Below are 12,879 nucleotides of genomic sequence, written 5' to 3'. Positions count from 1 at the left end.
AAAGCGAAATGACACCGTTTCCCCAAAGAATTGTTCACGTTCATCAAGCAGTTCGAGCTCATAAATGGTCACGCGCCGCGTCGGACGTTCGACTTCGATGCCGGCGCGCGCGTATTCATACAGTTTTTTGCCGCCCACTTTCACCGCGGAGTACATCGGCGGCGTTTGCTCAATTTCTCCGGTCAAGCTGTCAAACACCGCTTCGATTTCCGCGCGCGCAATCGGCCGGTCAACCGGACGGGCGGCGATGATGTCGCCGTCCGCATCTTCGGTTGTCGTCGCGGCGCCAAGCGTCACTTTTCCTTCATACGTTTTCGTCGTCCCGGTCAAAAACTCGGCGATGCGCGTCGCCTTGCCAAGGCAAATGGGCAGCACACCGGACACGTTTGGGTCAAGCGTGCCGGTGTGTCCCGCTTTTTTTACGCCAAGCAGACGGCGCACTTTGGCCACGCAGTCGTGAGACGTCATCCCTTTCGGTTTATTCAGCAGCAATACCCCGTCCATCGACGCACCCTTTCCGTTTCCATGATCATGAATGGAAATGGATAGACGGTTCGTCTATCCATTGTTCGGCTCCCCATCCGCCTCTTTCGCCGGGTGGTCATCGCTTGAAATTTGCCGAATCAGCTGTTCGATGCGGCTGCCGTATTCAATCGTTTCATCGATTTCAAAGAAAATTTCCGGCGTCTTGCGAAGGCGGATGCGCTGCCCGATTTCCGAACGGATAAACCCTTTCGCTTTCTCGAGCGCCTTCAACGTCTCTTCCTGCTGCTTGTCATCGCCAAGGACGCTGATGTACACTTTCGCCTGTTGCAAATCACCGGTGACCCGCACATCGGTCACCGTGACAAAGCCGATGCGCGGGTCTTTCAGCCTGCGGCTGATGATGTCGCTCAACTCTTTTTTCATTTGCTCGCCAACGCGAGTTGCCCGTATATTCATCACCCATCACCTCGGTTACAACCACTCGAATGATGTGGCCGCCCGCTCCAGCTCAGGGAACGAGTCGATCAAAGCAAGCGCACGCTCGAGCTCCCGTTCGGTCGCCCGGCGGCTGGACGTAATGGCAACAAGGCCGATGGTCGCTCGTTGCCATGCGTCTTGATGATCGATTTCGGCCACAGAGACGTTATATTTTTGCCGGATTCTTGTCATGACCCGCTGCAGGACGGCCCGTTTATCCTTGAGCGAGCGGGCGTTGTAGATGATGCATTCGCACGCAGCGAAGCCGATCATGCCCGGGCCACTTCCTGCATGATGTATGCTTCGATGACATCTCCTTCTTTGATATCATTGAAGTTTTTGATCGTCAGCCCGCATTCATACCCTTGCGCCACTTCGCGCACATCGTCTTTATACCGCTTGAGCGAATCGATTTCCCCTTCGTAGACGACGATGCCTTGGCGAATGAGGCGCACCTTGCTGTCGCGGGTGATTTTGCCGTCCGTGACATAGCAACCGGCGATCGTGCCGACTTTCGATACTTTGAAGGTTTGCCGCACTTCCGCCTGACCGATCACTTTCTCTTCGTACTCCGGATCGAGCATCCCTTTCATCGCCGCTTCAATTTCCTCGATGACATTGTAAATGATGCGATGGAGGCGGATGTCGACTTTTTCCGATTCAGCGGCGCGCTTTGCGTTTGCATCCGGACGGACGTTAAATCCAATGACGATGGCGTTCGATGCCGTCGCCAGCGAAATATCCGATTCGGTGATGGCGCCGACAGCCGCGTGGATGATTTTCACCCGCACGCCTTCCACATCGATTTTTTGCAAGGCGGCGACAAGCGCCTCAACCGATCCTTGAACATCGGCTTTGACGATCAAATTCAGCTCTTTCATTTCGCCTTGCTTAATTTGTTCAAACAAATCATCCAAGCTGACGCGCGTTTTGACGCTTCGCTGCTCCTGCAGCTGCCGCTGCGCCCGCGCCTCCGCGATTTGCCGCGCCTTTTTCTCATCCTCAAACACCATGAAGCGGTCGCCGGCTTGCGGCACTTCATGCAGCCCAGTAATTTCGACTGGCATCGACGGAGTCGCCTCTTTGACGCGCCGGCCGCTGTCGTTCACCATCGCGCGCACGCGCCCGTATGTTGTGCCGACGACGATCGGATCGCCGACACGCAACGTTCCCGCTTGAATCAAAAGCGTTGCCACCGGGCCACGCCCTTTATCAAGCTTCGCTTCGATCACCGTACCGACCGCACGCCGGTTCGGGTTGGCTTTTAATTCTTCCATCTCACTGACAAGCAAAATCATTTCCAAAAGATGATCAAGACCCTCTTTCGTTTTCGCCGACAACTTGCAGAAAATCGTATCGCCGCCCCATTCTTCCGGAACGAGGTTGTATTCCATCAATTCTTGCATGACGCGGTCCGGGTTCGCTTCCGGCTTATCGATTTTGTTGATGGCGACAATAATCGGCACGTTTGCCGCCTTGGCGTGGTTGATCGCTTCCACCGTCTGCGGCATCACCCCGTCATCCGCGGCAACGACAAGAATGACGATATCGGTCACTTGCGCGCCGCGCGCCCGCATCGTTGTAAACGCTTCATGCCCCGGCGTATCGAGGAACGTAATTTTTTTGTCATTGACCGTCACTTGATACGCACCGATGTGTTGCGTAATACCGCCGGCTTCTTGCTCCGTCACTTTGGAGTGGCGGATCGCATCAAGCAACGTCGTTTTCCCGTGGTCGACGTGCCCCATGATCGTCACGACCGGCGGCCGTTCAACCAAATCTTCCGGCGCATCGACAATTTCGATCGCTTCAAAGTTCGTCTCATCGATCGTCACTTTTTCTTCGACTTCAACGCCGTAATCTGAGCAGATGAGCTCGATGGCGTCTTTGTCTAAATCTTGGTTGATTGTCGCCATCACGCCGAGCATAAACAGCTTCTTAATAATTTCCGACGGTTCGCGGCCAAGCTTTTTCGCCAGTTCGGCCACGGTAAGCGAACCTTCAAACGTAATTTTTTTCGGCAGCTCTTTTTCTTTTTTCGCCGGCTGCGGCGCTTGTTTTGCGGCTGGTGCTGCCTGCTTTTTCCCTTTCGCCGGCCCTTTTCCTTTCTTTTTCGCCGCTTGGAGCAGTTTCTTTTCTTGCTGTTGCGCCTCGGTTTTTTTCGTTTCCTTCCCTTTTGGCGCTCCCTTTTTCTTCGCCGGTTTCATTTTCGCCGCTTCTTTGCTGTCGTCAAAAATTTCCTCATCAGCAAAATCGGCCGCTTTCGCCGGCGTCGGCCGTTTCGGCTTCTCCGTTTTCTTTTCCGCTTTTTTCTCTTCTTTTTTCCCGGTGTTCGGGCGATATTGATGGTCGAGTTTTTCGACGACATCAGCCTCCAGCATCGCCATATGGTTGTTCACTTCAATGTTCATTTCTTTCAATTTATGAATGACGTCCTTGCTTGGAACGTTCTGTTTTTTCGCGTATTCATACACACGCATTCTCGACATACATTCACCCCCATTAAGATCGGTCGAGCATCGTTTGCAATTGGCGCGCAAACCCTTCGTCGATGACAGCGACAACGACACGGGCGTCCTTGCCGATCGCGCCGCCAAGCACATACCGGTCCGGCACTTTGCAAAGCGGGACGCCATAAAACGTGCATTTGTCCGTCACTTTTTTTTCGGTGTTGACCGATGCGTCTTGCGAAAGCAAGACGAGCCGCGCCCGGCCCCGCTGCACTTCTTTGACGACAAGCTCCTCGCCGGAGACGACTTTGCCCGCCCGCTGCGCCAATCCAAGCAGCGATGCCCAACGGTTATGCTTCATGTCCGGCCTGTTTCTCCTTTTCCGCCAAGGCGAGCAATTCGTCATAAATCGCATCATCGATGTCTGCTTTTAAATGGCGGGCCAAAATGTTTTTCTTTTTCGCCTGCAAAATGCACTCCGGATCAAGGGTAATATACGCGCCGCGCCCCGCCTTTTTGCCGGTTGGGTCGATCGACACTTCCCCCTCTTTCGAGCGGACGATGCGCACCATCTCCCGTTTCGGCTTCATCTCTCCAGTGACGACGCATTTGCGCAACGGAATTTTCTTTTGCGCTGCCATTTTTCATTCCCCCTCACTCGATTTCCGCCGATTGATCAAACGATGGGCCGTTTTCTTCGCTATTTTCATTATCGGCCGCCGCATCGCTGAAATCAAGCGAAGTGGATGGCGCATGCGGATCAATGCCCATCTCCCGCGCTTCCGATTCGCTTTTAATATCAATTTTCCAGCCGGTCAATTTCGCCGCCAGCCGCGCGTTTTGCCCGCGTTTGCCGATGGCGAGCGACAGCTGATAGTCCGGAACGATGACCGTCGTCGCCTTTTGCTCCTCGTTGACAATGACGCGCAACACTTTCGCCGGGCTTAACGCGTTGGCGACAAACTCCACCGGATCGGCCGACCAGCGGACGATATCGATTTTTTCTCCGTTCAGCTCATCAACAATGGCCTGCACGCGTTGCCCTCTCGGTCCGACGCATGCGCCGACCGGATCGACTTCCGGGTTGTCGGAGTGGACGGAAATTTTCGAACGGTCGCCGGCTTCGCGGGCGATCGATTTAATCTCGACCGTTCCGTCGTAAATTTCCGGCACTTCGAGCTCAAACAGCCGTTTCAACAGTCCCGGGTGGGTGCGGGAGACGAAAATTTGCGGCCCTTTTGTCGTTTTTTCCACTTTCGTAATGTATACTTTCAACCGGTCGTGCGGCTTATAGGTTTCATTCGGCATTTGTTCGTTTGCCGGCAGGAGCGCCTCCGCCTTACCGAGGCTGACGTAGACAAAGCGCGGGTCGACGCGCTGAACGATGCCGGTCATAATGTCCTCTTCACGGTCGACAAATTCGGCGTAGATGATGCTCCGCTCTGCCTCGCGCACGCGCTGGGTGACGACTTGCTTCGCCGTCTGTGCGGCGATGCGCCCGAAATCGCGCGGCGTCACTTCGAGCTCGACGACGTCGCCGATTTGATAATTCGGATTGATCCGCTGCGCGTCCTCAAGTGAAATTTCAAGGCGCGGATCGGCCACCTCTTCGACGACATCTTTGCGCGCGAACACGCGGATCGTGCCGGTGTCCATATTGAGATCGACGCGCACGTTTTGCGCCTGGCCGAAATTGCGTTTATACGCTGAAACGATCGCCGCTTCGATCGCTTCCATCACGACTTCTTTGCTGATGCCTTTTTCCCGCATCAGATCGGCTAACGCCTCAAGCAATTGCGTGTTCATGCAACAAAAATCCCCCTTTTGCGATTAGAAGAAAATGACGGCTAATCGGGCGCTTGCCACTTTTTCATACGGAATGGCGACCGTTTTTTGCCGTCCGCGGTCTTTGACCAACAGCGTCACGGTCGTTCCGTCAAAAGCGGTTAGTTCGCCTTCAAACTGCTTTTCTCCTTCAATGGGCTCATACGTTTTGATATATACATTTTTCCCAATGGCCTTGGCAAAATCTTTTGCCTTTTTCAGCGGCCGCTCTGCTCCGGGCGATGATACTTCCAAAAAATAGTTATGCGGAATCGGATCGACTTCATCCAGCTTTTCGCTCAATTTTTCGCTGACAGCACCGCATTGTTCAATATCGACGCCATCGTCAGAGTCAATGAAGACGCGCAAAAACCAATTTTTCCCTTCCTTCACATATTCAATATCGACGAGTTCAAGCCCCATTTCGTCCAAAATCGGTGTGACGAGTTGTTCGACCGTTTCTGTCACCTTTTTGCTCATTGTGTTCCTCCTTACCGAGCAAACGTGCATGCGTGGCATAATGAGAAAATCCCCTGCACAAGGCGGGGAATGAACGAGAGACGGGTGCCCATTCAAGACGAAAGAGTGGGTTTCCCCACTCTCTGCTTGCCATTATCTTTGCCAATTCCACTAAAACTATAACACATTGGGAAATATATTGCAACGGGAAACTGCCGCTCGGGCGAAAGAGCGCTGTCCGCTTCCTTCAGCGGCGGCGTTTCCACTAAAACAGCGACAGCTGGTTATGGTCTGGAAGCGAGTCAAGGCAGCCGCGGCTTTCTAGATACTCGAGCAGCGTTTTCGACAATTTGCCGCGCTGTTGCAAATCCTCCTTCGACAAAAACTCACCTTCCTCGCGAGCGCGCACGATCGCCTGCGCCACGTTCGTCCCAAGCCCCGGAATGGCGTTGAACGGCGGAATGAGAGAATTGCCGTCAATGACGAATTCCGTCGCCTGCGAGCGGTACAAATCGATATTTTTAAAGGAAAAGCCGCGCTCGCACATCTCTAAGGCCACCTCAAGAACCGTGAGCAAGCTTTTTTCTTTCGCCGTCGCCTGAATGCCTTTGGCGTTGATTTCCTCAATCCGCTTGCGAATGGCGGCTGATCCTTTGATCATGGCGTCAAGGTCAAAGTCCTCCGCCCGCACCGTAAAGTACGACGCGTAATACAAAAGCGGATGGTGCACCTTAAAGTAGGCGATGCGCACCGCCATTAACACGTAGGCGGCGGCGTGCGCTTTCGGGAACATGTACTTGATTTTTTTGCATGAATCGATGTACCACTCCGGCACGTCATGTTTGCGCATTTCTGCTTCAAACTCCGGCGTTAAGCCTTTTCCTTTGCGCACGGATTCCATGATTTTAAAAGCGAGCGACGGCTCGAGCCCGCGGTAAATCAAATAGACCATAATGTCGTCGCGGCAGCCGATGACTTCCGATAACGTACACGTGCCGTTTTGAATGAGCTCTTGCGCGTTGCCGAGCCACACATCGGTGCCGTGCGACAANCCGGAAATTTGCACGAGTTCGGAAAACGTTTTTGGCCTTGTCTCTTCCAACATTTGTCGAACGAAGCGCGTGCCAAACTCCGGAATGCCGATCGTGCCGACATTGCACATGATTTGCTCCGGCGTAACGCCAAGCGGCTCGGTGCTGCTGAAAATGCCCATCACATCCGGGTCGTCGGTCGGGATCGTTTTCGGATCGATGCCGCTTAAATCTTGCAGCATGCGAATGACCGTCGGATCGTCGTGCCCGAGAATATCGAGCTTCAACAAATTGTCGTGGATCGAATGGAAGTCGAAATGGGTCGTCCGCCATTCAGAGGACGTGTCATCGGCCGGATATTGAATCGGCGTAAAATCGTAAATTTCCATATAATCAGGGACGACGATGATGCCGCCCGGATGCTGTCCGGTCGTCCGCTTCACCCCGGTGCAGCCAGCCGCGAGCCGGTCGATTTCCGCGCCGCGCAGCTCTAAGTTATGGTCGCTCGCATACGCTTTGACAAATCCGTACGCCGTTTTGTCAGCGACCGTGCCAATCGTCCCGGCGCGGTAGACGTTGTCTTCGCCAAACAGCACTTTCGTATAGTTGTGGGCGCGCGGCTGGTATTCGCCGGAAAAGTTCAAGTCGATATCCGGCACTTTGTCCCCTTTAAAGCCGAGAAACGTCTCAAACGGGATGTCGTGCCCGTCTTTCTTGTATTTCGTTCCACATCGCGGGCAGTTTTTATCCGGCAAATCAAACCCTGAGCCGACTGAACCGTCGTTAAAGAACTCCGAATGCTTGCAGTTTGGGCAAACGTAATGCGGCGGCAGCGGATTGACCTCGGTGATTTCCGTCATCGTCGCGACAAACGACGAGCCGACCGATCCGCGCGACCCGACAAGGTAGCCGTCATCGAGCGATTTTTTCACAAGCTTGTGCGAGATCAAATAAATGACGGCAAAGCCATGGCCGATGATGCTTTTTAGCTCCTTCTCAAGCCGCTCTTCAACAAGTTTCGGCAACGGGTCGCCGTAAATTTCCTTCGCCCGCCGGTAGCTCATTTCCCTGATTTCCTCGTCCGCCCCTTCGATGCGCGGCGTATACAGCTCATCTTTGATCGGCTTGACATCGCCGATTAACGAAGCGATTTTTTGCGTGTTGTCAACGACGATTTCCTTCGCTTTTTCCGGCCCTAAAAACGAGAAGCAGTCAAGCATTTCATTCGTCGTACGGAAATATACATCCGGCAGTTCATGGCGGTTGAGCGGATTCGCCCCGCCTTGCGAATGGATTAAGATTTTCCGGTAAATTTTATCTTCTGGGTTCAAGTAATGGACGTTGCCAGTGGCGACAACCGGGATGTCAAGCTTCTCACCAAGGGCGACGATGCTGCGGATGATGTTTTTGATCATCTCTTCGTCTTTCACATAATCCATCTCGATGAGCGGCTTGTACACGTCCGGCGGATGCACTTCAAGAAAATCGTAAAAACGGGCGATGTCTTCGACTTCTTCCGGCGCCTTTTGGATCAAGTTGTCAAACAGCTCTCCTTTGTCGCAGCCCGAGCCGACAAGCAGGCCGTCGCGGTGCTTGACGAGCACGGAGCGCGGGATGCGCGGCACACGGTGAAAATATTGAATGTGCGACAATGACACAAGCTTGAACAAATTTTTCAATCCAGTCTCGTTTTGCGCCAACAGCGTCACATGGAACGGGCGCGCAAGCCGATAGGACGCTTCGCTGTGCGTGCGGCTGTTTAATTCGTCATGAAACAGTATGCCGCGCTCTTCCGCTTCCTTCAACAGCCGCATAAGCAAATGCCCGGTCGCCTCCGCGTCGTAGATGGCGCGGTGATGCTGCGTCAATTCAATGTCAAATTTTTTGCACAATGTATTGAGCCGATGGTTTTTCAAATCCGGGTATAAAAAACGGGCCAGCTCGAGCGTATCGATGACTGGATTCGCGATTTTGCCGCGCCCCATGCGAGCGAGGCCCGCGTTTAAAAAACCGATGTCAAAGCTGGCGTTGTGGGCAACAAGCGTCGCATCGCCGGCCCAGTCAACAAAACGGGCTAGCACCTCGTCCGGCTTCGGGGCGCCTTTCACCATCTCATCGGTGATCCCAGTCAGCTCCATCGTTGTCACTGACAACGGATGTCCAGGGTTGGCAAACGACATGAACCGGTCGATGATCTCGCCGTCTTTCACTTTCACCGCCGCCAGCTCAATGATCGTATTGTACACAGCCGACAGGCCCGTCGTCTCGACGTCAAAGACGACGTACGTTTCCTCCGAAAGACGGCGGTGCGTTTCATTGTAGGCGATCGGCACGCCATCGTCGACGATGTTCGCCTCAAGGCCGTAAATGACCTTCATGCCGTGTTTTTTCGCCGCGCTGTAGGCCTCCGGAAACGACTGAACAACGGCATGGTCGGTGACGGCGATCGCCGGATGCCCCCATTTTTTCGCTTGCTCAATGAGTTTTGTCACCGAGGTGACCGCGTCCATTTGGCTCATCGGGGTATGCAAATGGAGCTCGACCCTCTTTTCCCCTTCCGGCGCCGTATCTTGCCGTTCGTTTGCGGCGATTTCGTTCAAATCGTTGGCGATGATGACCAAATCACGGACGAACGTATCGTTTTGCACGCTGCCGCGCACTTTCACCCACATGCCTTTTTTGACGCCGCTCATGAGCTCGGCGTCCTCTTTGTCGCGCGAGAACATTTTGACTAAAATCGAGTTCGTGTAATCTGTGATTTTCATGGTCAACAGCGTGCGGCCGCTTTTTAATTCGCTCACTTCGGCGTCAAATACATAGCCTTGCACAACGACGCGCCGTTCTTCTTCGACGATCGTTTCAAGCCGCCGCACCGGCTCCTCGTCGCGGATCGGATAGCCGATGACAAGCGGACCGGACGGCGGCGCAGACGCGGCCTTTTCTTCTTCCCTCGCTAAATCGGTCAGTACAGCAAGCGCTCGCTCTTCGTCCTCTTGCTGTTTTTGCGCCAAAAACTGTTCCATTTCTTGCTTGGACGGCTCGACGCTGACGTCAAGCTGAAGGGGGGGAAACCCAAACGAAGCGTACACATCAGCGATTTTTTTGGCGAACCGCCGTTTGATCGCCAGCGCTTCCGCTTCATGGCGGGCAACGACAAGCAGCTTGTTTCCTTTCAGCTCGGGCGTCTGCCGGCTGAGCCAATCGACAAGCGGCGACATGCCTTCTTGCAGCTCGGCAAGGCAAAGCGGCCAATACGCCTGCACATCCGCCTCAGTTACGCGCGGCGCTTCGACCTCCATCGTATGGCGGACGGCGGCGATATGGCGGAACGCCGTCTGCAGCCGATCGGCAAACGTTTTGTATACATGAACCGGCAGCACATTGTCGAACTGAAAATAAAAATGCCAGCTTTTCTCCTCTTTATCGATCACGACTTTGCGAATGGCTGCCTCACGAAAATGCGGCATCCATTCGTCCGACGTCATCTTCAGCTGCTCAAGCAGGATGAGAAACCGCTCTTTTTGCTCTTTTGTCACCATGACGTCCGTTTGTTCCCCTCTCAACATCATTCTCTTTCTATATCATACCATAACAAAAGCGCCGGCGAAAAAGACAGAATTCTTTTTCGCCAGCGCCGGCACTCATGATTGAAGGAGACGGTGCGCAGTGTCGACAAGCTCGCTGACCGGCACATCGAACGTCTCGCCTGTTTTCCGCACTTTTACTTCCACAACGCCTTCGCCCGCTCGCTTGCCGACGGTGACGCGGAGCGGAATGCCGATCAAATCGCTGTCGGCAAACTTCACTCCAGCCCGTTCGGGGCGGTCGTCATACAACACTTCAAACCCAGCCTGTCCGAGCTTTTCATACCACTCTTCCGCCAACGCGCGCTGTTCATCGCTTTTTGCGTTCGCTGTAAGCAAATGGATGTGAAACGGTGCGACCGAAGCCGGCCACACAAGCCCGTGTTCGTCAGCAAACTGTTCGGCGATTGCGGCCACCAATCTTGATACGCCGATGCCGTAGCAACCCATGATCATCGTCTGCGTTTGGCCGTTTTCATCCAAATAGACGGCGTTCATCGCTTCGCTGTATTTTGTCCCCAGCTTAAACACATGCCCGACTTCAATGCCGCGGGCAAAGCGGATCGTCCCTTTGCCATCTGGAGACGGGTCGCCTTCTTTTACGAAGCGCAAATCGGCGTATTGACTGACGGCAAAATCGCGGCCCGGGTTGACTCCGATGTAATGGTATCCTTCCTCGTTCGCGCCGCAAACGCCGTTGACGATGGCGGCGACAGCATGGTCCGCGATCACAGTGACGTCTTCGCTGACGCCGATCGGGCCGAGCGAACCAATTGGAGCGTTCATCACCCGCTCCGTTTCTTCCGGCGTCGCCAATTCGACGACCGTCGCGTCGAGCACGTTTTTCACCTTCACCTCGTTCGCTTCATGATCGCCGCGGACGAGAACGAGCACATAGCGGCCGTCCACATTGAACAAAAGCGATTTGATGCAGCGCTCCGGCGATATTTGTAAGTGCGAAGCGACTTCAGCGATCGTTTTTTGCCCCGGCGTCGCCACTTTTTTCAATTCGGCTGGCGGCTCATCGCTTTTTTCGTACGTCGCCACGACCGGCGCCATCTCGATGTTGGCGGCATAGTCAGACGCATCGGAGTAGGCGATCGTATCTTCGCCGATGTCCGAGAGCACCATAAACTCATGCGTATCTTTGCCGCCAATCGCCCCCGAGTCGGCGATGACGGCGCGGAAGTTCAATCCGCAGCGGCGGAAAATGTTCGCATACGCCTCATACATGTTGTTGTACGTTTCATCCAAACTTTCTTTCGACGTATGGAACGAGTAGGCGTCTTTCATCATGAACTCGCGGCCGCGCAACAGCCCAAAACGCGGACGCTTTTCATCACGGAATTTCGTTTGGATTTGATACAAGACAAGCGGCAGCCGCTTGTACGTTTTCACCTCGTCGCGGACGATCGCCGTGATCATTTCCTCATGCGTCGGCCCGAGGGCGAAATCGCGCTCGTGCCGGTCTTTTAAGCGCATCAGCTCCGGCCCGTACGAGTACCAGCGGCCGGACTGCTGCCAAAGCTCAGCTGGCTGCAAGGCCGGCATGAAGAGCTCCATCGCTCCAATCCGGTTCATTTCCTCGCGAATGATGGCTTCCACTTTTTGCAAAACACGCTGCCCAAGAGGCAAAAACGTATAGACGCCGCTTGCGCTTTGACGAATGAAGCCGGCCCGGAGCAGGAGCTGATGGCTTTTCACTTCCGCATCCGCCGGCACTTCACGCAACGTCGGAATAAATGCTTGACTTTGTCTCATCCATTAGCCACCTCGTTTTCTCTCTATAGGAAAAATTTTTGAATGTCATTCCATGTCACCACAAGCATAAGCAACATAAGCAAGGCAAAGCCGATAAAATGAACCATTCCTTCTTTTTGCCGGTCGACCGGCTTGCCGCGCACCGCTTCAATGGCGAAAAAGAGGAGCCGCCCGCCGTCTAGCGCCGGCAATGGCAACAAGTTGACAATCCCCAGGTTGATGCTTAAAATCGCGCCCCATTTCATCAAGTAGTAGATCCCAGACTCAGCCACTTTGCCGGTCGATACGGCGATGCCGACCGGTCCGGACAGCATGTCAAGCTGAAACTGGCCGGTGATCAATTGGCCGAGCCCCGTTACAATTTCCCGCGTCCAGTAATACGTCTCAACCAGCCCTTGCTTGATCGAGCCCAACACCGATTTTTCCATCGGCTGATAGACGCCGATCAAGCCGATCGTCTCCCCTTGCACCGTTTTCGCCTCCGGAGTGACCGTCACACTCCGTTTTTTCCCATTCCGCTCAATTTGAAACTGAAGCGGTTCTCCCGGATGGGCGCGAATCGTGTTGACGATTTCCGTCCATGTTTCCATCCGTTCGCCGTTAATGGCGATCACTTCATCCCCTTGCTTCAAGCCGGCGGCGCGCGCCGCTCCTTCCGGCGTCAGCTCGCCGATCACCGGCTTGTCGACCGGATAGCCTTGCAAAAGACCGATGATGATAAACACAACGAGCGACAAGAGAAAGTTGGCGAGCGGTCCGGCCAAAATCGTCATCGTTCGCTGCCCGAGCGTTTTTGCCGCAAATTGN

At 54.2% G+C, this 12,879-nt stretch carries 10 protein-coding genes and 2 pseudogenes; all 12 read right to left on the bottom strand.

Annotated features, from left to right (window positions below; genetic code table 11):
* A partial coding sequence (truB, locus tag VU18_RS19400) for a tRNA pseudouridine(55) synthase TruB (protein ID WP_236687297.1) occupies nucleotides 1-504 on the bottom strand: 504 nt, incomplete at its 3' end.
* 54 nt (nucleotides 505-558) lie between these two features.
* Entirely contained in the window at nucleotides 559-942 is a 384-nt protein-coding gene (gene rbfA / locus VU18_RS05480; RefSeq protein ID WP_014195477.1) for a 30S ribosome-binding factor RbfA, read from the bottom strand.
* A gap of 15 nt (nucleotides 943-957) precedes the next feature.
* Nucleotides 958-1,236, bottom strand: coding sequence for a DUF503 domain-containing protein (locus VU18_RS05475; RefSeq protein WP_011230764.1), 279 nt, complete (start codon nucleotides 1,234-1,236; stop codon nucleotides 958-960).
* Nucleotides 1,233-3,452 (bottom strand): translation initiation factor IF-2, encoded by a 2,220-nt coding sequence (gene infB / locus VU18_RS05470; RefSeq protein ID WP_047757748.1) that lies wholly within the window; start codon nucleotides 3,450-3,452, stop codon nucleotides 1,233-1,235. Before infB ends, VU18_RS05475 begins: the two co-directional genes overlap by 4 nt.
* Nucleotides 3,453-3,465: 13 nt before the next feature.
* Nucleotides 3,466-3,774 carry a YlxQ family RNA-binding protein gene (locus VU18_RS05465; protein WP_011230762.1) on the bottom strand — a complete coding sequence of 103 codons (309 nt, stop codon included), beginning with the start codon at nucleotides 3,772-3,774 and terminating at the stop codon, nucleotides 3,466-3,468.
* The gene (rnpM, locus tag VU18_RS05460; protein ID WP_011230761.1) at nucleotides 3,764-4,054 is read right to left on the bottom strand and encodes an RNase P modulator RnpM; all 291 of its coding nucleotides are present in this window, start codon (nucleotides 4,052-4,054) and stop codon (nucleotides 3,764-3,766) included. The genes VU18_RS05465 and rnpM overlap by 11 nt, the downstream gene beginning before the upstream one ends.
* 13 nt (nucleotides 4,055-4,067) lie before the next feature.
* Nucleotides 4,068-5,219 carry a transcription termination factor NusA gene (nusA, locus tag VU18_RS05455; RefSeq protein ID WP_011230760.1) on the bottom strand — a complete coding sequence of 384 codons (1,152 nt, stop codon included), beginning with the start codon at nucleotides 5,217-5,219 and terminating at the stop codon, nucleotides 4,068-4,070.
* A 24-nt stretch (nucleotides 5,220-5,243) separates the two neighbouring features.
* The gene (gene rimP, locus VU18_RS05450; RefSeq protein ID WP_011230759.1) at nucleotides 5,244-5,717 is read right to left on the bottom strand and encodes a ribosome maturation factor RimP; all 474 of its coding nucleotides are present in this window, start codon (nucleotides 5,715-5,717) and stop codon (nucleotides 5,244-5,246) included.
* A 244-nt stretch (nucleotides 5,718-5,961) separates the two neighbouring features.
* Nucleotides 5,962-6,747, bottom strand: a pseudogene (gene polC, locus VU18_RS19395) (PolC-type DNA polymerase III); the annotation flags it as partial.
* A gap of 1 nt (nucleotide 6,748) precedes the next feature.
* The coding region (locus tag VU18_RS05445) for a PolC-type DNA polymerase III (RefSeq protein ID WP_304413647.1) at nucleotides 6,749-10,266 on the bottom strand (3,518 nt) is incomplete at its 3' end.
* A 102-nt stretch (nucleotides 10,267-10,368) separates the two neighbouring features.
* Complete coding sequence (locus VU18_RS05440) at nucleotides 10,369-12,072, bottom strand: proline--tRNA ligase (RefSeq protein WP_021322283.1); 1,704 nt, start codon at nucleotides 12,070-12,072, stop codon at nucleotides 10,369-10,371.
* Nucleotides 12,073-12,095: 23 nt separating this feature from the next.
* A pseudogene (gene rseP, locus VU18_RS19390) lies at nucleotides 12,096-12,878 on the bottom strand (RIP metalloprotease RseP); the annotation flags it as partial.
* Between the last annotated feature and the right edge of the window lies 1 nt (nucleotide 12,879).

It is taken from the genome of Geobacillus sp. ZGt-1 (assembly GCF_001026865.1).
GTDB lineage: Bacteria > Bacillota > Bacilli > Bacillales > Anoxybacillaceae > Geobacillus > Geobacillus thermoleovorans.
Note: the sequence above shows the minus strand (reverse complement) of the source record. Positions and strands in the feature narration are given on the sequence as shown.